Source organism: Geomonas diazotrophica, from assembly GCF_019063885.1.
In the GTDB taxonomy this organism is placed as follows: domain Bacteria; phylum Desulfobacterota; class Desulfuromonadia; order Geobacterales; family Geobacteraceae; genus Geomonas; species Geomonas diazotrophica.
This window is the reverse complement of the sequence record NZ_CP077684.1, coordinates 592761-616732: the sequence shown is the minus strand read 5'-3', so window position 1 is coordinate 616732 and position 23972 is coordinate 592761. Positions and strand designations below refer to the sequence as shown.

Annotated in this window: 21 protein-coding genes; 3 read left to right on the top strand and 18 right to left on the bottom strand. The window is 63.6% G+C overall.

Features of this window, described 5'->3' with window-relative positions:
* Window positions 1-218 precede the first annotated feature (218 nt).
* Entirely contained in the window at window positions 219-482 is a 264-nt protein-coding gene (gene rpsT, locus KP003_RS02685) for a 30S ribosomal protein S20 (RefSeq protein ID WP_135868260.1), read from the top strand.
* A gap of 176 nt (window positions 483-658) precedes the next feature.
* On the opposite strand, the gene holA is transcribed toward rpsT, so the two are convergent.
* The 17 genes from holA to der all read right to left on the bottom strand — a co-directional run bounded on the left by holA (window position 659) and on the right by der (window position 19756).
* On the bottom strand, window positions 659-1648 hold the full coding sequence (gene holA / locus KP003_RS02680) for a DNA polymerase III subunit delta (protein WP_216497219.1): 990 nt from the start codon (window positions 1646-1648) through the stop codon (window positions 659-661).
* A gap of 82 nt (window positions 1649-1730) precedes the next feature.
* Window positions 1731-2252, bottom strand: a complete 522-nt coding sequence (lptE, locus tag KP003_RS02675) for an LPS assembly lipoprotein LptE (protein ID WP_216497220.1) — start codon at window positions 2250-2252, stop codon at window positions 1731-1733.
* Between the two features lie 18 nt (window positions 2253-2270).
* Window positions 2271-4745 carry a leucine--tRNA ligase gene (gene leuS, locus KP003_RS02670; RefSeq protein WP_217300269.1) on the bottom strand — a complete coding sequence of 825 codons (2475 nt, stop codon included), beginning with the start codon at window positions 4743-4745 and terminating at the stop codon, window positions 2271-2273.
* 251 nt (window positions 4746-4996) lie between these two features.
* The gene (locus KP003_RS02665) at window positions 4997-5374 is read right to left on the bottom strand and encodes a response regulator (protein ID WP_216497222.1); all 378 of its coding nucleotides are present in this window, start codon (window positions 5372-5374) and stop codon (window positions 4997-4999) included.
* Window positions 5375-5403: 29 nt separating this feature from the next.
* A complete protein-coding gene (locus KP003_RS02660) occupies window positions 5404-6222 on the bottom strand; it encodes a GAF domain-containing protein (RefSeq protein ID WP_217300268.1) in 819 nt (272 codons plus the stop codon).
* 27 nt (window positions 6223-6249) lie between these two features.
* Entirely contained in the window at window positions 6250-7317 is a 1068-nt protein-coding gene (locus KP003_RS02655; RefSeq protein ID WP_217300267.1) for a protein-glutamate methylesterase/protein-glutamine glutaminase, read from the bottom strand.
* Entirely contained in the window at window positions 7314-8183 is an 870-nt protein-coding gene (locus tag KP003_RS02650) for a CheR family methyltransferase (RefSeq protein ID WP_216497225.1), read from the bottom strand. The genes KP003_RS02655 and KP003_RS02650 overlap by 4 nt, the downstream gene beginning before the upstream one ends.
* The gene (locus KP003_RS02645) at window positions 8183-10120 is read right to left on the bottom strand and encodes a HEAT repeat domain-containing protein (protein ID WP_217300266.1); all 1938 of its coding nucleotides are present in this window, start codon (window positions 10118-10120) and stop codon (window positions 8183-8185) included. Before KP003_RS02645 ends, KP003_RS02650 begins: the two co-directional genes overlap by 1 nt.
* A gap of 81 nt (window positions 10121-10201) precedes the next feature.
* Window positions 10202-11332 carry a response regulator gene (locus KP003_RS02640; protein ID WP_217300265.1) on the bottom strand — a complete coding sequence of 377 codons (1131 nt, stop codon included), beginning with the start codon at window positions 11330-11332 and terminating at the stop codon, window positions 10202-10204.
* Window positions 11326-11835, bottom strand: a complete 510-nt coding sequence (locus KP003_RS02635) for a chemotaxis protein CheW (RefSeq protein WP_216497228.1) — start codon at window positions 11833-11835, stop codon at window positions 11326-11328. Before KP003_RS02635 ends, KP003_RS02640 begins: the two co-directional genes overlap by 7 nt.
* Window positions 11835-12233, bottom strand: coding sequence for a response regulator transcription factor (locus KP003_RS02630; RefSeq protein WP_216497229.1), 399 nt, complete (start codon window positions 12231-12233; stop codon window positions 11835-11837). Before KP003_RS02630 ends, KP003_RS02635 begins: the two co-directional genes overlap by 1 nt.
* Before the next feature lie 24 nt (window positions 12234-12257).
* Complete coding sequence (locus KP003_RS02625; RefSeq protein WP_217300264.1) at window positions 12258-13064, bottom strand: chemotaxis protein CheW; 807 nt, start codon at window positions 13062-13064, stop codon at window positions 12258-12260.
* 126 nt (window positions 13065-13190) lie between these two features.
* On the bottom strand, window positions 13191-13991 hold the full coding sequence (locus KP003_RS02620) for an ExeA family protein (RefSeq protein ID WP_216497231.1): 801 nt from the start codon (window positions 13989-13991) through the stop codon (window positions 13191-13193).
* Window positions 13991-16066 carry a chemotaxis protein CheA gene (locus tag KP003_RS02615; RefSeq protein WP_217300263.1) on the bottom strand — a complete coding sequence of 692 codons (2076 nt, stop codon included), beginning with the start codon at window positions 16064-16066 and terminating at the stop codon, window positions 13991-13993. The genes KP003_RS02620 and KP003_RS02615 overlap by 1 nt, the downstream gene beginning before the upstream one ends.
* Window positions 16067-16233: 167 nt before the next feature.
* Window positions 16234-16602: a response regulator gene (locus tag KP003_RS02610; protein WP_199389425.1), complete on the bottom strand. Its 369-nt coding sequence runs from the start codon at window positions 16600-16602 to the stop codon at window positions 16234-16236.
* Between the two features lies 1 nt (window position 16603).
* Complete coding sequence (locus tag KP003_RS02605; RefSeq protein WP_217300262.1) at window positions 16604-18352, bottom strand: response regulator; 1749 nt, start codon at window positions 18350-18352, stop codon at window positions 16604-16606.
* Between the two features lie 81 nt (window positions 18353-18433).
* Complete coding sequence (gene der, locus KP003_RS02600) at window positions 18434-19756, bottom strand: ribosome biogenesis GTPase Der (protein WP_216497234.1); 1323 nt, start codon at window positions 19754-19756, stop codon at window positions 18434-18436.
* 449 nt (window positions 19757-20205) lie between these two features.
* Here der and KP003_RS02595 point away from each other — a divergent pair, with 449 nt between their 5' ends.
* A complete protein-coding gene (locus tag KP003_RS02595; protein WP_217300261.1) occupies window positions 20206-21276 on the top strand; it encodes a pyridoxal-phosphate-dependent aminotransferase family protein in 1071 nt (356 codons plus the stop codon).
* A 46-nt stretch (window positions 21277-21322) separates the two neighbouring features.
* Here the strand turns inward: KP003_RS02595 and rd are convergent, their stop codons facing one another.
* Window positions 21323-21481 carry a rubredoxin gene (gene rd, locus KP003_RS02590; protein ID WP_199394171.1) on the bottom strand — a complete coding sequence of 53 codons (159 nt, stop codon included), beginning with the start codon at window positions 21479-21481 and terminating at the stop codon, window positions 21323-21325.
* Window positions 21482-22068: 587 nt separating this feature from the next.
* Here rd and KP003_RS02585 point away from each other — a divergent pair.
* Window positions 22069-23925 carry a phosphoenolpyruvate carboxykinase (GTP) gene (locus tag KP003_RS02585; protein WP_239027596.1) on the top strand — a complete coding sequence of 619 codons (1857 nt, stop codon included), beginning with the start codon at window positions 22069-22071 and terminating at the stop codon, window positions 23923-23925.
* Window positions 23926-23972: the final 47 nt, after the last annotated feature.

Genomic DNA, 23972 nt, shown 5'->3' with positions numbered 1-23972 from the left:
GGCGATGCGATGGACAAGGCGGCCGGGTGGGGGGCAAGGTTATCGGCAGTTTTTTCTGGATTTGTCGGGAAAATAATGGTAAGGTCCAATGTTCGCGTGGCGGGAAGTATTTTTCGGCTACGGGCGGTTTTATGCTTGACTCTGCGCCGCCTGGGTGTTATATAATTCCTCTTTCCAAAAAACCTAAAGCTACATTTTAAAATACCCGGAGGTGCAGTTTGGCAAATCATAAATCGGCAATTAAGAGGATCAAGCAGACCGCAAAGAGGACCGAGCGCAACAAGCACGAGCGTTCCACTCTGCGTACTTTCATAAAGCGCGTCCGCGAAGCGGTTGCCACCAAGGATCAGGATGCTGCAAAGGCCGCTCTGGCTGCTGCGATCCCGGTCATCGACGGTGCCGCAACCAAGGGGATCATCCACTCCTCCAACGCTTCCAGGAACGTTTCCCGCCTCACCAAACTGGTCAACACCCTGGCCTAGTCCGGTAGCGGATACATGAAAGCAAAAAGGGAATTCCCACCGGGGATTCCCTTTTCTAGTTTGCACCGACACCTTCGCTATCCGCTCCCCTCCCCTCCGGGGGAGGGGGATGTCACGCCCACTGCAGCGAGCCTCGCCACGGTCCCGAAAAATCGTCCGGGGTTCCGCTTTCCCCGCTACCGCCTGCAGGCATCCATCACGAACCGCTCGAAGAGGGGCTCTTCCAGCCCGCCGGACTTGAAGGCCAGGTCCAGTTCCAACATCCGCTCGAAAATCCGCTTCAGCTCCGCCACCGTGTAGTTCCGCGCCTGCGCCGTCACCTTGTTCAGAAAGTACGGGTTGATCCCGGACGCCCTGGCGAGCTCGGACTGGGGCACCTTGCGGTCCAGCAGCTCGCGCACCTGCCAGAGCTGGCGGTAGTGCCGCGCCACCGCACCCAGGATGCGCAGGGGCGCCTCGCCGTCCTGCAGCAGCGCGGTGAGCATCTTCAAGGCGCGGGGAAGCTCCTTGCTGCCCAGGGCATCGGTGAACTCGAAGACGCTCTCGACCTTGGTGTCGGAAACGATCGCCTTGACATCGGCAACCGCTACCGTCTCCTTCCTGCCGCAGTAGATGCAAAGCTTCTCGATCTGGGAAACGAGCTCCTGCAGGTTGTTTCCCACCAGGTAGGCGAGCAGCTCGGCCGCGGCGGGCTCGATCTTCTTGCCGGCGGCGCGGACTTCGTCGCGCACATAGGGCCCGAGCTGGTTCTCGTAGGGGCGCTTGAACTCGACGGCCTCGCCGCGCTTTTTGAAGTCGGCGTAGAACTTCTTGCGCCCGTCCACCTTCTCGGCCTGCAGGATCAGGCAGGTGCCGGGGGACGGGTCCTGAAGGTAAGGGAGCAGCACCTCCATGGCGTGGGCGGACAGGTCGCCTCCCTTCTTCACCAGCACGACCCGGCGCTCGGCGAACATGGGAAGGGTCTGGGCGGCGCCGAAAACCTCCTCCCCCTTGCACTCGTTGCCGTAGAAAACGTCCAGGTTGAAGTCGCGAAAACCGGGGTCGACGGCCCGATCCAGCAGCTTCTTGACCGCGCGCTCCACGAGGTACGGCTCGTCCCCGTACAGAAGGTACAGCGACGCCAGTTCTCCCTTTTCCACCGCCTTGTTGAACTCTTCCGGTTTCATAACCGACCTCACGTCAAAAAAACCGCCCACCAGCCAGATGCTGAATGGGCGGCGTCAATGTTTGCAATTGTTGTCGAGGGCGCTAGAAGCGCTCGCCGAGCTTCTGCCAGATCCGCTCGGAAATGCGCCGGCTGATTTTCTCGATGGCGGCTTCCTCGGCGTCCTGCTGCAGGGCGATGTTGGCGTTCACCGGGTAGACCTGCTGCTCGGTGACATCCCCCTTCCAGAGCACCTTGTGCGACTTCTGGTCGCGCAGGATGGCCTGGACCGCAAGGATCGCGTTGTACTCCCTGATCACGTCGGCCGCGGTATAGGAAACCGGCACCGAGTTGTAGGAGAGGACGACGCCTGAGAGCTCCAGCTCCGCCCGGTCCGCGGGGAGAACCTTGCCGCCGGTGCGGAAGGCGAACTCGTCGACCATCTCCCGCGCAAGGACCGCCTCCACGCCGGCACGGTAGCTCTTGTTGGCGAAGAGAACCACGTTGACGCCGTTGGCGCCGGCCAGCGGGCCGTGCTGGATTACCGGGCTGTAGCTGCAGCCGCAAAAGAGCGCAGCGAGCAGGAGGATGAGACCGAGCCTTGTGAATAGCCTGGTGGCTGTCATGGGACGCTTCCTCACTGGCTACGCGACGACGATGCTGACCAGCTTGCCGGGGACGTAGACGACCTTCTTGACGCTCTTCCCCTCCAGGTACGGGAGGATCTTGTCGTCGGCAAGGGCGGCGGCGCGGACATCTTCCTCCTTGGCGTCAGGGGCCACGGTGAGCTTGCTTCTCAGCTTGCCGTTCACCTGGATCACGACGGTGATCTCCTCGTCGACCACGGCGTCGGCGTCATAGCCGGGCCAGCCGGCCTGCTCGAGGCCGACCTCGTTGCCGAGCTCGGACCAGAGTTCCTCCGCGAAGTGCGGCACGAAGGGGGCCAGCAGGCGCACCACCGACTCCACCGCCTCGCGCACCACGGCGACGTTCTCCGGGGCGTCCTTGCCGGCAAATCCCTGGATGGCGTTGACCAGTTCCATGACCGCCGCGATCGCGGTGTTGAAGTGGAAGCGTTCCTCGACATCCTCGGAGACCTTCTTGATGGTCTTGTGCACCGCGCGACGCAGTTTTTTCCCTTCCGCCGTGAGCTTGTCCGCCTCGACGGCACCGGCGCCCTTGATCGCGGGGAGCACGTCGTACACGAGACGCCAGACGCGGTTCAGGAAGCGGTAGCTCCCGTCGACCCCCTGGTCGCTCCAGTCGAGATCCTTCTCCGGCGGTGCGGCGAACAGGGAGAAGAGCCTTGCCGTGTCGGCGCCGTAGCGCTCGATGAGGGCGTTGGGGTCGACCACGTTCCCCTTGGACTTGGACATCTTGGCGCCGTCCTTGATCACCATCCCCTGGGTGAGCAGGTTGGAGAACGGTTCGTCCACGTTGCAGTAGCCGAGGTCCCTGAGCACCTTGGTGAAGAAGCGGGCGTAGAGCAGGTGCAGTACGGCGTGCTCGATGCCGCCGATGTACTGGTCCACCGGCATCCAGTGCTCGACCTGCTCGCGATCCAGCGGCCCCGCCGTGAACTTGGGCGAGCAGTAGCGCAGGAAGTACCAGGAGGACTGCACGAAGGTGTCCATGGTGTCGGTCTCGCGGCGGGCGGCCTCGCCGCACTGCGGGCAGGTGCAGGTGGTGAAGCTGTCCACGCGCGCCAGCGGGTTGCCCCCCTCGCCGGTGAACTCGGCGTCCATCGGGAGCACCACCGGGAGGTCCGCTTCCGGAACGGGAACCACCCCGCAGAGGTCGCAGTTGATCACCGGGATCGGGTTGCCCCAGTAGCGCTGGCGGGAGATGCCCCAGTCGCGCAGGCGGAAGTTGACGGTCTTCTTGCCGATCCCCTCCTTCTCCAGGAAGTCGGCGATGGCCTCCTTGGCGTCGGCGTTGCCCATGCCGTCGAAGCGGCCGGAGTTCGCCATGACCCCCTCGGCGGTGTAGGCCTCGGTCATGGCGGCAGGATCGAGGGTCTCGCCTTCGGGCTGGATCACCACCTTGAGCGGCAGGCTGTATTTCTGGGCGAACTCGAAGTCGCGCTGGTCGTGGGTGGGGACGGCCATGACGGCGCCGGTGCCGTAGTCCATGAGGACGAAGTTGGCGAGGTAAATCGGCATCTTCGCGTTGGTGACCGGGTTGATGCAGTAGGAGCCGGTGAAGACCCCCTCCTTCTCCTGGTCCTCGGCGGAGCGCTTGATCCGGTCGGTCTTCTTCACCTTGTCGATGAAGGCTTCCACGGCGGCGCGCTGCTCGGCGGTGGCGAGGTCCAGCGCCATCGGGTGCTCTGCGGCCAGCGACATGAAGGTGGCGCCGAACAGGGTGTCCTGCCTGGTGGTGAAGACCCTGATCTTGCTGAGACCGTTCTCCAGCGCGAAGTCGATTTCGCACCCTACCGAGCGCCCGATCCAGTTGCGCTGCATGGTGAGCACGCGCTCGGGCCAGCCGGTCAGCTTGTAGGTGTCATCCAGCAGTTCCTGGGCATAGTTGGTGATGCGGAAGGACCACTGCTCCAGCTCCTTCGCCTCCACCAGGGAGTCGCAGCGCCAGCAGCAGCCGTCCTCGACCTGCTCATTGGCGAGCACGGTCTCGCACTTGGGGCACCAGTTGACGGCGGAGGACTTCTTGTAGGCGAGCCCCTTCTTGTACATCTCCAGGAAGATCTTCTGCTCCCACTTGTAGTAGTCGAGGTCGCAGGTGGCGAGCTCGCGGTCCCAGTCGTAGGAAAGGCCCAGGCGCTTCAGCTGGCCGCGCATGTAGGCGATGTTCTCATAGGTCCACTTGGCGGGATGGCTCTTGTTCTGGATGGCGGCGTTCTCAGCCGGCATGCCGAAGGCATCCCAACCCATCGGGTGCAGCACGTTGTACCCCTGCATCCTCTTGAAGCGGGCGATGACGTCGCCGATGGAGTAGTTCCTGACGTGCCCCATGTGGATCTTGCCGGAGGGATACGGGAACATCTCCAGGAGGTAGTACTTCTTGCGGCCGGCGTCTACGGTTGCCTCGAAGCTGTTGTGTGTAGCCCAGAACTGCTGCCATTTGCCCTCGACTGCTGAGGGAAGGTATTTTTCTTCCATTAAACCCCGCCTTCCAGCGCCCCGAACGGGACGCGCAATATTTATGATGTCGCAACTCGATGGTTGCGGGTAGTTGTTTTGAGATGGCCGCAGGACGAACCTGGTGGACCTGGTGCAACGAAGTGCCCCCAGAGGGATCACGACGGACGAAGGCTGCCCCTGCCCCCTCCAGCGGGAGGTGCGGAAACGGTGCACGGGTCGTTCGCGGCCGCCTTGGAGCAGGCGCGGACCGGTACGCCGGGCGGAGCCGGTTAGACGATCCGGAGCAGGTTCTTGGCTACGTCCAGAATCTTGGTCGGCTGGATCGGCTTGGTGATGTAGTCGTTGGCTCCCAGCGCCAAGGCACGCTCCCTGTCTTCCTGCGCGCCCTCGGTGGTGATGACCACGATGGGTATCGCCTTGTAGTTGGCGTCGTTTCGCACCAGGCTCACCAACTTCAAGCCGTCCATGATCGGCATGTTGATGTCGGTCAGGATCAGGTCGAAACGCTCGGAAGAAAGCTTTTTCAAGCCGTCGACGCCGTCGTTGGCCTCGACTATGCGCACCCCCCTGATCCGCTTCAGCGCAAAGGCGATGAGCTGCCTCATGGTGGGTGAATCTTCGACTATCAATACGTTGTAATCTGACATCTGAACTGTATCCCCCATTGCACAGCTGGCTATTTCGTCAATAGATCAATGAACCCCTGGATGGTCGACAGCTTACGCTCCGAATCGCTGTAGAGCCGCGAGCTGAAGATGGCGGTGGCGGCATGACCGGCCAGCAGGGTGAAAAGCTCGTAGTCGACGGCGGCGAATTCCTTTTTCTGCATCAACAGCTTGTAGATCGCCAGCACGCCGATGACGTGATCCTTGATCTTGAGCGGGATGCACACCATCGGGGCGCTGAAGTCACGCTGGTAGCTGTCGAAGTCGCTGGCGAAGTGATTCTCGCCGGACTGGGCCACGTTCCCGATGATCCCCTTGCCGAGACGGAAGGAGGGGATCTCGCTGCGGTCGATCCCTTCGGTCGAGACCGCCTGCAGCTCGTCGCTCTTCTCGTCGAGCAGCATGATGGCGAACTCCTCGGCACCGATCAGGTTGATGATGATCTCCGTGATGATCTGGAGCACTTCCTTGAAGTCGAGCGTGGAGTGGAGCTGGTAGCTCGCGATGTAGAGATTGGCGAGGTTGTTGTTCTCATCCTCGATCTCCAGGTAGCGTGCCGCGAAATCCTGGTTTTCTTCCTCGACGTGCTTGATCCGGTCCAGGATCTCCTGCTTCTCCTGCTCCAGGTCGGCGATCCGCTCGCTGAGCTTCTTAAGCTCCGCAGCCGGCGCCACCTCGCCCGTCATCTGGGATTTCTCCAGTTCCAGCACGCGGAACCTGAGACGCTCGTTCTCCCTCAAAAGCTCCTGGGTGAACTCCGCCCCCTTCTTGAAAACCTGCAGGAACTCCTCACCCCTGCTATGAACCAGTCGTTCATCGTCCTTTTGCATGCGCACCCCGAATTTACGTCTAGTTGATCAACCGAATCGCGGCAAGAGACCGCAACGAAGCACTATCTCACGCACCATGCCGTCCATGGGCACCACCCTGTCCACCACCCCCGTGGCAATCGCCTCGCGCGGCATGCCGAACACCACGGCGGATTCCTCGGACTCGGCCACCACCTGGGCACCCGCCTTCTTCGCCTCGCGCACCCCCGCGGCCCCGTCGTTGCCCATCCCGGTCAGGACGACGGCAAGCATGCGGCTTTGGTAGAGTTCGGCGCAGGAGCGGAACATCACGTCCACCGACGGGACGTAGCGGTCCTTGGGACCCGGGGGGACGATGCGTGCAACCACCTTGTCGCCCATCCTGGCAAAGACGAGGTTCTTCCCGCCCGGCGCGATGAGGGCCCGCCCCGGCAGCACCTCGTCGCCGTCCTTTGCCTCGCGCACCTCGAACCCGGTGCTGCGGTTCAGCCTCTCGGCAAAGGCGGTGGTGAACCCGGCGGGCATGTGCTGGGAAATCACCATGGCGAAGGGAGGCGCTTCCCGGAATGAGGAGAAGATGCGCTGCAGGGCCGGCGGGCCGCCTGTCGAGGAGCCGATGGCGACTATGTCTATGGAGCTCGTCACATCGACGGGAGCCGCGGGAACGGCGATCTCGGCCGCAGGGGGAGCCGGTTCGGCCCTTTTTTGCACCCGCGCCATGTTCAGCTTGAACACCGCCTGGACCTTCTGGTGCAGGTCCTGCTGGATCTTCAAAAGCTCGTCAGAGATGACGCTGGTCGGCTTGGCGATGAAGTCGACGGCCCCAAGCTCCAGCGCCTTGAACACCTTCTCGTCGCCGGAGGTCGAGCTGATCACGATCACCGGGACCGGCGTACTCGCCATCAGGATGCGCAACATGGTGAAGCCGTCCATGCGCGGCATCTCGAGATCGAGCGTAACCAGGTCCGGGGTGAGATCGATCACCCTCCGGATCCCCTCCTCGCCGTTGGTGGCGTACCCGATCACCTGGACTCCCGGGAGTTCCTCCAGCATCCTGGTGATGGCGCGCCGATTATAGGCCGAATCGTCTACGACTACTACCCGTATCTTTTTCACTTGGGCACTCCGCCGCCGGTCGTATCTGTTTTCTGGTAGACCATGTCGTTTTTCAGGTGTTTCAGCGCAAAGGCGGTCGAAAGGTTCATAAGCGATTCCGAGTGTCCCAAAAGGAGGTAGCCGCCGCCGCGCAAGGTGTTGTAGAACGACTCGATGACCCGCTTCTTGGAAGTCTGGTCGAAGTAGATGATCACGTTGCGGCAGAAGATGACGTCCATCTTCCCCAAAAGGGCCAGACGGTTGGCGTCGAACAGGTTCATCTGGCTGATCGTGACCAGCTCCCGCACCTCGTCGCAGATGCGATACCCCTCGTCGGTCTCGGTGAAGAAGCGCTTCAGGTAACGCTCATCGGTGGCACGGAAGGAGGCCTTGGTGTAGATCCCCTTGCGGGCGTGCTGCACCACGCGGTGGCTTATGTCGGAGCCGACTATCTCGATCCGCCAGCCGTGGAAGCACCCCATCTCCAAGAGGAGCATGGCGATGGTATAGGGTTCCTCGCCGGTGGAACACCCCGCGCTCCAGATGCGCAGGGTGCGCTCGCGCTGCTTCAGCTTCATCAGCTCGGGCACGATCTCGTCGGTGAAGGCCCGCAGCTGGAAAGCCTCGCGGAAGAAGTAGGTCTCGTTGGTGGTGAGGAGATCCATGATGTCGGCGATCTCCTCGTCCCTCCTCCTGTCGTACTTCAGGAACTGGTAGTACTCGCGAAAGCCCGACAGGTTGTGATGGGTCACCCGCTGCCCGAGCCGACGGTCCAGCAGGTACTTGCTGTCGTCGTCGAAAAAGAGACCGCAGTGGTTGTAGATCAGGTCCCTGATCAGGCGGAATTCCTCTTCCGTCAGTTGCAATTCGGGTTCGAAGTATGGCATTAGCGCAGCCTGTCGAGCAGTTCTACGATCTCGCCCTTGACCAGCGGGTCCGACTCCCGGGCCAACGCCTGGTCCAATACCGCCACCGAGTCCGCCCCCTGCAGCTGGGCCAGGGCCCGCACGAAGGAGCGCCGCACCATCCAGTGCGGGTGCGCCAGGAGCGCCTGACCGTGCTCGTCGATCCAGTCAGCGCTGTAAGTCGCGAGAATCCCGATGGCGGCCTCCACCACCTCCTCGTCGCTGTGGTAAAGCGCGTTGCGCACCGGCCCGAGCGCCTCTTTCCCCCCGAGCGCGGCCAGCGTGGAGAGGGCGGCGATCAGCACCGGCCCCTGCGCCTGCCCAAGGAGCGCGGTCACGCCCGGCAGGGCCTCGGGGTTCCCCAAAGAGGTGAGCCCCTTGAGGGCCGCGGTCTGCACCCAGGGATCGGCATCGGTTAGGGCCACGCAAAGCGGCGCCAGCACCTCGTCCCCTCCCCTTTCGGCAAGTGCCTGAGCCGCCGCGGCACGCACCTCCGGTTCCTCGTCGGAGAGCGAGAGGGACAGGGCACCCAGGGCCTGCGGCAGTTCCACGCGCGCCAGGGAGGCGACCGCGGCACGTCGCACCGAGGCGTCCTCGTCCTTGACCAAAAGGGCAAGCCTCTCGCCGTCGCCCAGCGCGCCCAGGACGATGGCGGCATCCCGCCTCTTGCGCGCGTCCCGGCTCCGCAGAAGGTCGGAGCAGATCGCGCCCACGCCGTCGGGATCCCTGGCGGCAAGATGCTGCAGCCCGTCGAGGACACCTTCGCGCACCTGGGCGTCTTCGTCGTCAAGCAGGCGGGCCACCCGCGCCGCGGCCCCTTTCGGCGCCAGCCGCCCCAGGGCGACGGCCGCACAGCGCCTTACCTCCGCCCCGTCGTCGTCGAGCGCGGCGAAGAGGAGATCATCGTTGCCCGGGCGCCCGGTCTCCGCGATGAGGTGCACGATGACGGCGCGCTCCGCGGCGATGGCGAAGGGGAAGTGCTCGAGAAGCAGCGGCAGCACCGGGTCGCCGATGCGGCGCAGCGCCTCCAGGCAGACCCCTCTCAGGCGCTCGGCGCGTGCCACGCGCACCAGGGGAAGCGCGGCGCGCTCGTCTCCCATGATGCCGCAAACCTGCGCCAGCGCGGAGATCATCACCGGCTCCTCGCCGTGCAGCGAGTCGATCAGCTTCTTCGCGGTAGCGCTCCCGGAAAGCTCCCTGAGCGGGCGGTCCACCAGCTCTTCCTGTTCCTGCGGGGTCAAGCGCCCCCGCAAGCGCATCAGCGCTATGGTCGCTGCCTCGCGGGCGTTCTTCGCCTTGTCGTGCAGCCCCTCAAGGAGCAAGGGGAAGCATTTCCTGTCCCCGAGGACACCCAGGCAGTCGTAGGTGGCGCGGCGCAGGAGCCCTTCCTGCAGGAGCGGTTCCAGCTTGGCAAGCGGCACCGGAGCCCCTATGGAGGCGAGTGCGTCCAGCACGGTGAACTTCAGCCAGACCTCGCCTCCGTCCAGCACCTTCAGAAGGTGCGGCAGCGCGCGCCCGTCGCCGATCTTGCCGAGGTTCTCGGCCGCGGCGACGCGGACGTTCATGTCCTCGTCATCCAGCGCCTGCACCAGCAGGGGGAGACAGGCGGCACAGCGGATGTTGCCCAGGATGTCGATGATGAACTTGCGCAGGTCGTGATCGGGATCGCCCAGGTGCGCGCAGAGATGCTCCACCGCGGGCTCGCCGATCCGCTCCAGCGACTCGACCGCGGAGTTGCGCAGCCCCGCGTTGTCGGCGGAACGCAGCAGCGCGATCAGGGCCTCGATCTCGCCCGCCTGCAGCGGCTGCGCCTGCAGCACCACGCCGACCGCCTCCTTGCGCACCCGCCAGCTGTCATCCCCCATGGCACGGAACAGCAGCTCCATCACCTCGGGGAAGGGGCGGCGGCGCAGGGACATGACCGCAAAGCGCCGTTGCTCCTCGTCGGCAGCGGCCAGTCTCTCAGAGATTTCCAGCAGATCGTTGGACAGGGTACTCTCCTAAATACTCAGTTCAGCCCGTTTTTTAGCGATAAGCTCGTCGAAGGCATCTTTCAGGAAGGAGGTGGTGTCACGCACCTGCTGGGACACCCTCTGCTGGTACAGATACTCCCCTTCGCGTATGTCGTCGGCCAGGAGTTCGTAGAAGCTCCCCTCCCGCACACCCTGTTCCACCTTCGCCTGGTTGTAGAGGACGATGTCGGAAACGATGATCCTGGCCAAACGCCTCGCTTTCACCTGCTCCTCGGGGAGCTGCGCCGGGGCCGCAGCGGCGGGCTCGGCGGGAGCTGCCGGAGCGCCGGGAGCCGTCGCGGCTTCCTCGATCGCGGGGGGCGCGGGTGCGGCGACGACCGGTGCCTCGGGGGGCGCGACGGCGGCGGCCTCGGCGGCCTCGACCACGGGAGCCTCCGGTGCCGCCATGACCGGCGCCGGGGCCTTTGTTTGCGCAGCAACCGGGACCGCCGCTGCAGCCGGCGCAGGGGGCTCGGGTGCCGGCGCTGCAGCTGCTGCGGCCTCGGGCATCGAGGTCTCCTCGACTTCCACCTGCCTGATCTCGCTGCGGCTCTCCTCCTGGGCAGCCAGTTCGCTTTCGGTCGGGCGCACCACCGGGGGCATGTCGCCGGAGGTGAGGCGGTAGATCATCGAGACCAGGGAGTCCGGGATGTGGTGCTTCTCTATGTAGTCGTCGGCCCCGTACAGCGAGTTCGGCGACCGCTTGTAGCGGGTCTTGTCGTAGATCGAGGCGATCAGCACTATCTTCACCCTGGCAAGGGCCGGATCCTGGCGCACCCGCTCGCAGACCTCGAACCCGAACATGGTCGGCAGCGCCACGTCCAATAGCAGCACATCGGGGGTCACCCGCTGCACGGTTTCCAGAGCTTCCTTCCCGTCGGTGCAGAGAAAGAGCTCGAACGGTTCGGCCGAGAGTACCTTCTCCACCGCCTTGCAGAAGGCGGCGCTCTCGTTGGCGACCACGACCTTCACCTTCGCCTTGGGCGCAGCCTGGCGGTCGCTCTTGCGCACCAGCCGGAACACGGCCTTGCAGCTCGAGCAGCGCAGTTTCTTCGGCTCGTCGGAGCTGTCGACGGCAACGTTGAATCGTTTCTTGCAGTTAGGACAGACTATCAGCATGCTGGGCTCTTTTTCGTCGTGGAAGTGGTCTCCCCCTGGGGGGTAAGGTAGCCCAACTGGGCCTTCTCCTGGAAGGTGAGCAGGGCGTCGATGTTGAGCAGCATCACCGGGACGTCACGCACCAGGCAGAGCCCCACCATGTACTCCCCCCCCACGATCCGCACGCCGCGCGGCGGCGCCTTGAGCTCCCTGAGCGGTATGGTGATCATCTCGGTGACCTCGTCGACCATCAGGGCCAGCGGCTGCCCCGAGATGGAGAGGATCAGAAGGCGCGCGCTCTCCGTGTTCTCGGCGGCGGGAAGCCCGAAACGCTTCCTCAGATCCACCACCGGTATCACGGAACCGCGCAGGTTGATCACCCCCTCGACGAAGGGGAGCGCCCGCGGCAGCGGGGCGAGCTTCGGCACCCTGATGATCTCCCTGATGCGCATGATGTCGACGGCGTAGAGCCCGTCATCCATGCGCAGGCAGGCGACCTGAATTTCCTGCAGCTCCTCCGTCATCAGACAGCGTCCCCCTTTGCTGCACCCTCGTTCCCCAGGAGCCCTTCGATCACCTCGAGCACCTTCACCGACTTGAAGGGCTTGGTGATGTAGGCGTCGGCGCCGACCTGCCTGCCGTGCTCGAGGTCGCGGCTGCTCTTCTTCGCCGTCAGCATCACCACCGGGATGGCACTGGTTGCGGGGTTTTCCTTGATGCTGCGGCAGACCTCGAAGCCGTCCATGTCCGGCAGCATGAGGTCGAGGACCACGAGGTCCGGTGCGTCCTTGGCGATCGCCTCCAGCGCGTCGTTGCCGCCGCGCACCCCGGTGACCTGGTATCCCTTCGAGGTGAAGAGGATGCTCTCCAGCTTCAGCAGGCTCTCTTCATCCTCGACCACGAGGATCCTGTTCTTCTCCATGCTCGTCCCCCCCTGCACCCTACTCTACAAGAGCCCTACGTCCAAAACCTTTTCCATGTCGAGCAGGATCAGCATCCTGCCGCCGACCCGCCCGATTCCCTGCACGAACTCGCGATCGATCCCCTCCAGCACCACCGGCGGAGGCTCGATCCCCCCCTCGGCGATCCGGACCACCTGCACCACCTCGTCGACCAGCACGCCGGCGTACCCACCCTGGCGTTTCACCACCACGATGCGCTCGCGCTCCGAAACGGCCCCGTCGGAGAGCCCCAGCCTGGTCTTCATGTCGAAGATGGGGATGATGTTGCCGCGCAGCGACAGGATGCCGCGCACAAAGGACGGGACCCTGGGGACCTCGGTCACCTCGCGCGGCTTGATGATCTCCTTGATGTCCATGATGCTGATGGCGTACTCCTCGCTCGCCACCCGGAAGCAGAGGAGCTCGACGCTGGCCGCTTCCGCGACCTCCTGCTGCAGGGTCTCGGTCTCGAAGGAGGCGGACTCGCGCCCCCTCAGGATGACGGCGACCGGGTCGAACTCGTCGAAATCATCCTGGTACTCGTACGGGGTGGCGAACTGCTCGGCCTGCCAGGCCGGAGTCGAGGCGCGCGGCACCGGATCGGGATCCACGGGTTCGGGCACGACGGGCTCGGGCACAACGGGTTCGGCAGCGGAGAACTCCTCGACAGGCGGAAGCACCGCCTCCGTCTCAGCCGACGTCGGCCAGGGTTCCGACTCGGGCGCCTGCCCTCGCTCGGGCGCCGCTTCGCGCGCCGTTCCGCCCTGCGCCTCTCCGCGGGAAGCCTTCTTTCTGATCTCTGCAAGATTCATCGAAACCTCAAGACCGGTTCTACGTTCTATGTTCGTTCTATGTTGTTCTCGGTTCGGCACCTGCGGCTGGGCTAACGAAGGGTTCCGTTAACGTGGAGCGCAGAACGTAGAACCCAGAACGAGCGTCTAAGCCAGCAGCTCCGCCGCGGTTTCCTCGATAATGGAGGCGTCGATCCAGGCGGAGTCCTTGCCGTAGCCGATCAAAAGCGCGTTGGTGGCCACGGCGTTGATGCGGCGCGGCACCCCTCCGGAAAGCTCGTAGATCCTCTGCACGGCGTCCGGCGAGAAGAGCCCCGGCTCGCCGCCGGCCGCCACGATCCTGAAATCGAGGTACTCCAGCGTCTCCTCCAGCCCCAAGGGGGCCAGGTGGAAGTTGAGCGAGATGCGCTGCCGGAACGGCTCGTACACCGGGGAGGCCAGCATCTCGCGCAGCTCCGGCTGCCCCATGATGATCACGCTCACCAGGTTGCGGTCGTCGAGCTGGAAATTGGTCAAAAGGCGCAGCTCGTCGAAGAGTTCCCGGTCCGGGATCATCTGCGCCTCGTCGATCACCACCACCGGGACCCGCCCCTCCCCGTGCAGCCGGTACAGCGCCGTGGTGATCTCCTTCAGGAGCTGGTCCTTCTGCAACGACGGCTCGTTCACCTGCAGCCCGGAGGCGATCACCCGCAAGAGTTCGTCCGCGGTCAGTCGCGGGTTGAACACGAACATGAAGTGGTAGCGGTCCCCCATCCGGTCCATGAGGGCGCGCGAGATGGTGGTCTTGCCGCAGCCGATGTCGCCGGTCAAGAGGGCGATCTCGCTCTCCTCGACCGCGTACTCGAGCCGCGCCAGCGCCTCCTGGTGCCCCGAGCTCATGTAGAGGAAGCGGGGATCGGGGGTCTTGCTGAAGGGCTTCTCGGTCAGGCCGTAAAATTCCTTGTACATCAGGCGCTCCCCCGAGTGGCCTCGGCGATCACGCTACCCACGTCCAGGACCAGGATGGTGCGCTGGTCTCCCAGGTCCGCGGCGCCGGAGATCCCCCGGAAACCGGCGAAGGTGTCCCCGATGGACTTGATGACGATATCCTGCTGCCCCAAAAGGTCGTCCACCACGAGCCCCAGCCGCTTCTCGGCGACCCCCACGACGACCACGTAGCAGCTCTCCGGCGCCGCCTGCGCACTCTTGAGCTCGAACAGCTCGGAGAGGCGCAGAAGGGGGAGGGTCGTCTCGCGCAGCTGGATCACTTCCTTGCGCTCGACCGTCTTGATCTCCTTCTGCTCCACGATGATGCTTTCCAGCACCGAGGTGATGGGGAGCGCGTAGGTGCGCCCCGCGGTGGAGATGATGAGCGCCTTGATGATGGCCAGGGTGATGGGGAGGGTGATGACGAAACGCGCCCCCTGCCCCGGGAAGTTTTCCAAGTCGATCATGCCGGAGAGCGCGGCGATGTTGGTGCGGACCACGTCCATGCCCACGCCGCGGCCGGAGATCTCGCTCACCGTTTCGGTGGTGGAAAAGCCGGGGCGGAAGATGAAATCGAGCGCGTCGCGGTCGCTCACCTCGTCGGGAGAGGAGATGATCCCGAGCTTCACCGCCTTTTGCTTCACCCGCGCCACGTCGATGCCGCCGCCGTCGTCGTCCACCTGGATCACGACGTGGTTCCCCTTCTGGTAGGAGGAGAGGGTGATGGTCCCCTTCTCGTCCTTGCCCGCGGCCAGCCGCGCCTCGGGGGTCTCGATGCCGTGGTCGATGCAGTTTCTCACGATGTGCATGACCGGGTCGGAGATGTCCTCGATGATCAGCTTGTCCAGCTCCGTGTCCACGCCGTAGAGCTTCAGTTCGACCTTCTTCCCCTGCTCGCGGGCGATCTTCCGGATGATCCGGGTCATCTTGTCGAAGAGCTGCCCGACCGGGATCATCCTGATCTCCATGACCCCTTTCTGCAGTTCAGAGAGCTTCTTCTCGAGCCCCTTGGCCGCCTTGCTCAGCTCCTGGGACGGGACGATCAGCCCGTCGCGGCGCATGCGCGCGGCGACGTCGGCGATCATCGAGTGGGAGAGCACCAGTTCCCCCACGATGTTCATCAACAGGTCGAGCTTGCCGATGTCGACGCGGACGGTACGGCTCATGCTCTTGGCACTGATGGCGCCGGCGTCGCCGGCAACAGGCGCCAGGAACTCACCTTCCGCGCCGCCAGCTTCAGCGCCGCCAGCTTCCGCGGCCGGAGCCGCTGCCTGCGCGCCCCTCCCGGGGGCCTCTTCCCTGGCCTGTTCGCCGAAGGTGGTGATGCTCAGGTGCTCGCGGTCGATGATCGGGGTAAGCGCGCCGGCGGAGAGCTCGGAGCCGAAGAGGATCTCGAAGTCGATGCCGGCGTCGAGCCCGCTGGAGGCGGAGGGAAGGGTGCTGATCACCTCGCCCGCCTGCTTCAGGGCGTCGGTGAGCTCCATGAGGTCGGAGTCGAAGCTCGCCAAGAGGAGCGACACCCGGATGGAATGGATGTGGCGCCCCTTCTTCACGTTTTCAAGCAGGCGGTGTTCCTCGTACTCGGTCATCGAGGAAAGCACCCGCTCGGGGATGTTCAGCCGGGCCAGGGGGGAGTCCTGGCTGGCCTTGGGGCCGCGGGTCAGGCAGTCGTTGATGCGCTGCATGGCGCCGGAAAGGTCGGCCCCCTCGCCGCCGGTCTCGCCGGCGCTGCGCACCAGCTGCGCCAGGAGTTCGGTCGATTCGAACAGGGTGCTCACCACGGCCTGGTCCAGCTCCACCTTGCCCAGCCGCAGGGCGTCGAGCAGGTTCTCCAGGTGGTGCCCCAGCTCGGCGATGTCGGCGAGCCCGAACATCCCCGCCAGCCCCTTCAGCGAGTGCGCGCCGCGGAACACGGAGTTGACCAGGTCCGGGCTGCATTCACCGCCGTCGGCGCAGTCGCTCAACGAGACCAGGTCCAGGCTCAACTGATCCAGGATCTCCTCGGCCTCGGCCAAAAAGTCCTTCAACGCTTTCCCTATGTTATCCTCAACGCTCATAGACTCTCTTTTTTAAGAAGACGTTCTACGTTCTACGTTCTAAGTATGTAAGGTTTTAAGCTCTGTGTTCTGTCTCCAGGTTCCAGGTTCCCTTGCATCGTCTTCGGCGCGGCATGTCATTGCGCCTGCTTGTGGATCAACGTGGAACAGAGAACGTAGAACCGGTTTTAATCCCCCAGGTACTTGCAGACCAGTTCCTGCAGCTTCACCGGGTCGAAGGGCTTCACCAGGTACTCGTTCGCGCCCAGGGCAAGCCCCTTCTCGAGGTCCTTCTCGCCGCTCTCGGTGGATACGATGAACAGCGGGATGGACTGGTAGTTGGGGTTGTTGCGCACGTAGCTGATCAGCTCGAGCCCGTTGATGTCGGGCATGTTGATGTCGGTGATGATCAGGTCGACCTGCTCGCGCGGCAAAAGACGCAACGCCTCGAAGCCGCTGGCGGCCTCGACGATGGTGTATTTTTCCAGTTCGTCTATAGTGGAAACCAGCATGGAACGCATGGTGTTTGAATCTTCCGCTATCAGTATCCTCTTCACGTCACATTTCTCCCCGTCCCTGCTCCTGCAGCCTGCGCTGCAGCAGTGCTTTTTCCATAGCTATGCCGGCCTGGCACAGGAATATCTCAAGCGAATCGGTGTCGCCGATCGGCTTGTCCTCGGGCAGGTTGTCACCGTAAAGGACCGCGACCACCTTCCCTTCGCTCACTATCGGTCCCACGAAGTACTCGGCGGGACGCCCGCCCCCCAACTGCTCCAGGAAGTAGTGGGTCCACACCGAGGCGTCGACCCCACCCTTCACCGGGAAACGGGTCTCGAGCACCTCTGAGAAGAGCGACGGCTCCCCCCTGGGGATGGCGAGGTTGCGGACCTGCGAGTCGGCGCGGCCGTCCCTGTCCTGCAGCCCGAACTGCCCCAGCCCCTGGACGCTGTCCTTCTTGACCAGGAGCACCACCGCGCGGTTCACGAACTCCGCGGCGAAGCGGAGCACCAAAAGGATGATCCCGCCGCCAAGCTGCGGGTTGTTCAGCTCCTCGAGCATGCCGCGCAACTGCGAGATGCCGGTACTCTGGTGCAGCTGCGGGGCGTAAAGGGCGGGCTCCTCGCCCATCTCAAGCCTCAGTTCGTCGCCTATGTTGACGCTGGTGAACCCCGCCTCCTCGCCGCTCGCCAGGCTCTCAAGCGCCGCCAGGAGCCTCGGTGCGAAGAGATCGAGCGATTCCTCGACCTCGCTTTTAAGCGGCTTCATCAATAGCGGAATGCCCAGGCCGCGCATCTTGCGCTGCGCCTCTTCGTTCTCGAAGTCGGAGAGCCCCAGAAGCGGCAGCTCCGGGAAGTTGTTGCGCACAAGCTCCATGAGCTCCAGCCCCCCCAGGATCCCGGTGCCGTCCATGCGCGGCATGATCAGGTCGACCAGCACCGTCGGGCGCACGCCGTCCCGGTACAGGGAATCCACGCGGATCAGCGCGTCCTCGCCGCGCTCCATGGCTTCCACCCGGTACCCCTGCTCCGCAAGGAGGGAGTTCAAAACCGCGAGGGTCGCAGGATCGTCGTCCACCAGCACCAGCGGCCTCCCCTCCCCCGCGCTTGCAGGCGCGGCGGCCGCGGCGGCCGGGACGGGAGATCCCTCTGGTTGCGCTTGGACATTTAGGGGGGGAGCATCGGGCGTTTGGGGGGGAGCGGCCGGAGCATCCGCGGACGGCTCCTGCAGGAGGTCGAAAGCGAAGTCGACCGATTCGTCGTGGTGGGTCCCCTGTTCATCATCCCCTTCGCCGCGGTGGCGCTGTTCGTCGATGATGCGGGAGCCTTCCATGGCCAGGTACTGCGGGTTCAGTCCCTGCTTCAGCATGAACTGCACCGGGTCGAGCCTGGCGTTGTCGCCGTCACCCACCTCCTGCAGTTCGAACTCGAAGGTCCCTTCGGCCCAGGCGAACAGCGAGTAGACCACGTTCTCGATCTGCTCCCGCACCACGGACTCGATGGCGTCGGCGCTCACCCCGAAGCGCTCCACCATGATCACGCCCAGAAGCTGGGTGTACCCCTCGTCGGCCTGTATGCTCAGCGCCCGCTTCAGGATCCCCAGGTCGATGACCCCCTGCTGGATCAGCACCTCGCCCAGGTTCTGCTGGAAGGTCGAGGATGTGGCGCGGATCACCTGCCCGCTGCGGAAGATCACCCGCGCCTCTCTCCCCCTGCTTTGCAGGGCGAGCACGCCGGACCTCCTGCTGAGGCTCACGATCTGCAGAATCTCGCCTAATCCGAGATCTTCCAAATTGCCAACTAGACTCATTGATGCCGCTCGCTGTTGGTAGGGGGTGGGTTAGAAATAGGCATCATACTAAACCATCGTATCGGCCAAGTAAAGAATGATTTAGGTATCTTTCTTGTCTCTGCCGCGGAAAATAAGCTTCAAAGGTGTCCCGCTAAAGCCGAACGCCTCTCTAAAACGGTTCATGATGTACCGCTCATAGGAAAAATGAATTCCCTCGGGACGATTGGTGAAGACGACAAAGGAAGGGGGTTTCACACCCACCTGCGTCGCATAGTAGAATTTCACCCGCTTGCCGCCGTCCAGCGGGGCGTGGTTCTCGTCCACCGCCTGGTTGAAGATGCGGTTCAACTCGCCGGTGCTCACCCTCTTGCAGTACTGCTCCATCACCTGATCCACCTCGGCCACGATCTTGCCGGTGCGCTGCCCGCTCTGGGCCGAGACGAACAGGATCGGGGCGAAGGGAAGGTACTTGAAGTTGCGGCGGATTTCCTCGGTGAACTTCCCGATGGTGGAGTTGTCCTTTTGCACCGTGTCCCACTTGTTCACAACGAAGATGCAGCCGCGCCCCGCCTCGTAGGCGTAGCCCGCGATCTTGGTGTCCTGCTCGGTGACCCCGTCCTCGGCGCTCAAGACGATGAGCACCACGTCGGCGCGGTCGATGGAGCGCAAGGCATCGACGACGGAGTATTTCTCCACCTTCTGGACCGTCTTCCCTTTCCTGCGGATGCCCGCGGTGTCGATCAGAAGGTAGGGTTTCTTGTTCACCGTGAAACGGGTGTCGACCGCGTCGCGGGTGGTGCCGGCGGTGGGGTTGGCCACCACGCGTTCGTATCCCAGGAGGCGGTTCACCAGGGTGGATTTGCCCACGTTGGGGCGCCCTACCACGGCGATCTTGGTGATCTCCTCGTCCTCATCCTTCTCCCTGTTGTAGGGAAGCGCGGCCAGCACCTCGTCCATCAGGTCGCCCACGCCGCGGTTGTGCTCGGCGGAAATGGTGTGGATCTGGTCCACCCCCAGGGAGTAGAAGTCGCCTGCGTTGGCTTCCTGTTTCTCGCCGTCCACCTTGTTGATGATGTAGAAGACCGGCTTGTTGATGCGCCTGAGCATCTCCACCACGTCGCGGTCGGCGGGGGTGAGCCCGTCGCGGGCATCCATCACGAAGAGGATGAGATCGGCCTCGTCCATGGCAAAACGTGACTGCTCGCGCATCTGCTGCAACAGCCGGTCCGAGGTCTCCGGCTCGAAGCCGCCGGTATCGACCAGGATGAAGGGGAAGTCGAAACGGTTCACCTCGGCGTAGTTGCGGTCCCGGGTGACCCCGGGCATGTCGTCGACCATCGCCTTACGGCGCCCGACCAGCCTGTTGAAAAGGGTGGACTTCCCTACGTTGGGGCGTCCGACGATGGCAATAATAGGTTTCATGGTTTTCCAGCGGATAAATACCCCGCCCTAAATTATTAAAAAGGCGGAGTTTTCCGTTTTAATGTATTTGACAGCTAACCGGTATGTGTAACATTTTGCCGAGCAATACGCAACATATACAATATAGGCGGGATTTCAGACGGGAAGCGCCGGAGGTTGCCGCCGAGGCGCGAACCAGCGGCGGCCGCTGCCGTCGCGTATGGAGGTGGCGCGGGAGGCCTGGCGGGGGCGCCTCGACGTTCGGAGCACGCTCCTTCTCCCGCGCCGCCCGCCCCCTGTTTTTCGTGTTACAAATCAGGACGTGAGAATTGACATCGACCTCGTAATCTGCTAGGTTGACGATCCGCCTGCAGCAGGCTCGCGGACCGCTCGCACCTCGGCGCCGCGCCCCTTCCCAACCCCTTCCCCGCCGCACGCTGCCGGCAAAAAAAGCTTGATACGGAGCCTACATGCATAAGAAGCTGTACATCCCCGGACCGATCGAGGTGAGCCCCGAGATACTCCAGGCCATGGCAACGCCGATGATCGGCCACCGCATGCCGGAGTACGCGCGCCTGCACAAGGGCGTCACCGACAAGCTGAAGCAACTCATGTCCACCAAAGAGAAGGTGTTCCTCTCCACCTCGAGCGCCTTCGGCGCCATGGAGGGAGCGGTACGGAACCTGGTCGGCAAGCGCTGCGCCAACTTCTGCAACGGCGCCTTCTCCGACAAGTGGCACAACGTGACCCTTTCCTGCGGCAAGGAAGCCGACGCCTTCAAGGCGGAGTGGGGGCAGCCCATCACCCCCGAGATGGTGGACGCGGCACTTGCCACCGGCAAGTACGACGCCATCACCTTGATCCACAACGAGACCTCCACCGGCACCATGTCGCCTCTTGCCGAGATCGGAGAGGTGCTCAAGAAGTACCCTGACGTCGTCTCGATCATAGACACCGTCTCCTCGATGAGCGCGCTCAACATCCCCATCGACGAACTGGGGATCGACTGCTGCGTCTTCGGCGTGCAGAAGGCCTTCGCGCTGCCGCCGGGCCTCGCCGTCTTCACCGCCAGCGAGAAGGCGCTGGAGCGCGCCAAGACCGTCCCCGGCCGCGGCTACTACTTCGACTTCCTCGAGTTCCTGGCCGCCGACCAGAAGGACAACACCCCCTCCACCCCGTGCATCTCGCTCATCTACGCCATGGACCTCCAGCTGGAGCGCATCTTCGCGGAAGGGCTGGAAAAGCGCTGGCAGCGCCACCAGGAGATGGCTACCTTCATGCGCGGCTGGGCGGAGCAGCACGGCTTCGGCATCCTGCCGGCCGAGCCGTACCGTTCGGTCACCCTCACCTGCGCCACCAACGACCGGGGCGTGGACCTGGCCCTGGTGAAGAAACAGCTGGGCGAGCGCGGCATTGCGTTCGATGACGGTTACGGGAAGCTGAAAGGGAAGACCTTCCGCGTCGCGCACATGGGCGACATGAAGCTGCAAGATCTCAAACAGATCACAACCGAATTGGAGGGACTGCTGCAGGGTCTCTAAAGCGCTAAGGGGGGGAGCAGTTCAGCTCCCCCCCTTTTTACATGCCCTACTCCGGTTCGAAGGCCTCCTTGCCGACCCCGCAGATGGGACAGACCCAGTCGTCGGGAAGGTCGGCGAAGGGGGTTCCTGGCGGCACCCCGTTTTCCGGGTCACCCAGGTAGGGGTCGTAGACGTATTGGCAGACGGTGCAGATGTAAGGCTCCATTGAATACCCCCTGTCTTTCATGGTGAGGCCGACGGCTTTGGGTCGGCGAAGAGTCGCTTTCGTCTAATGTTCTGCGGGACTGTATCGGCGGGAACAAGACACAGCGTCGAGTCCGGCAAAAGTCTAACAGACTGAGACTGCGTGTCAATCCGGCTCTCGTATACATTTGCACTTGCTTTTGAAGCCCTTTGTGTTATTTTGCAATAATTAAAATCAAGGCTCAGAGAGGAGAGCGGATAGTCGTTCGATGACATCAGTTGGTGCATGTCTCTCAAGAAACAAACGCCACGATCTCACAGAGCGAATCGTCAGTCAGGGCGAGGGCCTCACTCCCAGCACCCCGCATTCGACGTCCAGCAACCTCAAGGCTCGGCACCATAAACCCGACTAACCGACGCTAACGAAACATCAACCGTAGGCCGGAACCGCCATCTGCGGCCCAGCGAGGGTCTCTCTCGGCCGTTTCCGGTCCACCCGCCATCACGGCAGAGAGGACAACTATGGAAACCTGTGAGATTAGCAGCACCGCGGAGGGTTTGGTCTCTTCTAAAAATGCGATGAAGCAATACCCAAAGGAGGGAATATCCATGAATTACGAAGTGAAGAACAAGCAGCTGCTGGCGTGGGTGAAGGAAGTTGCCGAGATGTGCCAGCCGGACCAGATCCACTGGTGCGACGGGACCGAGGCGGAGTACGATAGCCTCTGCGAACTGCTGGTCAAAGGCGGCACCTTCCGGAAACTGAACCCGGAGAAGCGCCCGAACAGCTACCTGGCCCTGTCCGACCCCGGCGACGTGGCGCGCGTCGAGGACCGCACCTTCATCTGCTCCATCGCCAAGCAGGATGCCGGCCCGACCAACAACTGGGTGCACCCAAAAGAGATGAAGAAGACCCTGACCGGCCTCTTCACCGGCTGCATGAAGGGGCGCACCATGTACGTCATCCCCTTCTCCATGGGCCCCTTGGGCTCCAACATCGCCAAGATCGGTGTCGAGATCTCCGACTCCCCCTACGTCGCGGTCAACATGAAGATCATGACCCGCATGGGCAAGAAGGTCATCGACATCCTCGGTGAGAACGGCGAGTTCGTCCCCTGCCTGCACTCGGTCGGCGCACCGCTCGCCCCGGGCCAGAAAGACGTGCCCTGGCCGTGCAACAAGGAGAAGTACATCGTCCACTTCCCCGAGGAGCGCTCCATCTGGTCCTTCGGCTCCGGCTACGGCGGCAACGCGCTTTTGGGCAAGAAGTGCCTCGCGCTCAGGATCGCTTCCAAGATCGCCAAGGACGAGGGGTGGCTGGCCGAGCACATGCTGATCCTCGGCATCGAGACCCCGGAAGGTGAGAAGACCTACCTGGGCGCCGCTTTCCCGAGCGCCTGCGGCAAGACCAACCTCTCCATGCTGGTCCCGCCCGACCACTTCGCCAAGAGCGGCTACAAGATCTCCACCGTGGGCGACGACATCGCCTGGATCAAGCCCGGCCCCGACGGCCAGCTCTACGCCATCAACCCGGAAGCGGGCTTCTTCGGCGTGGCCCCGGGCACCTCGTTCAAGTCCAACCCGAACGCAATGCACTCCTGCGCCAAGAACACCATCTTCACCAACGTGGCGCTCACCCCGGACGGCGACGTCTGGTGGGAAGGGATGACCGACGAGCTGCCGGCGAAGCTGACCGACTGGCAGGGCAACGAGTGGACCCCGGGCTGCGGCCGCAACGCCGCGCACCCGAACTCCCGCTTCACCTCCCCGGCCTCCCAGTGCCCCTCCATCGACCCGGCCTGGGAAGACCCGAAGGGCGTGCCCATGAAAGCGTTCGTGTTCGGCGGCCGCCGCAACAACGTGATCCCGCTGGTGTACCAGTCCTTCAACTGGAGCTACGGCGTCTACCTCGCCGCCACCATGGGGAGCGAGACCACCGCAGCCGCAGTAGGCGCCATCGGCAACGTCCGCCGCGACCCGTTCGCGATGCTGCCGTTCACCGGCTACCACGTGGCAGACTACTTCAACCACTGGCTGCAGGTCGGGCGCACCACTCCGAACCCGCCGCGCATCTTCTCGGTCAACTGGTTCCGTAAAGACGCCAACGGCAAGTTCCTCTGGCCGGGCTTCGGCGAGAACATGCGCGTTCTCAAGTGGATCGCCGACCGCGCCAACGGCCGCGGCGCCTCCGTGGAGAGCCCGCTTGGGTGGATGCCGCGCTACGAGGACCTGGACTGGACCGGCCTCAACGAGGTCTCCCGCGAGCAGTACCAGGAGCTCATGTCCATCGACCGCGACGTCTGGAAGGAAGAGATCCTCTCCCACGAGGAGCTGTTCGTGAAGATGTACGACCGCCTCCCGAAAGAGTTCCTCCACATCCGCGAGATGATCCTTTCCGGCCTGTGGCGTTCCCCGGAACACTGGGAGCAGTACAACCCGGCTTCCGCGGAAGGGTTCAACGACTAGTAACAGGCTGCACATTCAAATGAAACGGGCAGGGGCCCCGGTCTTAA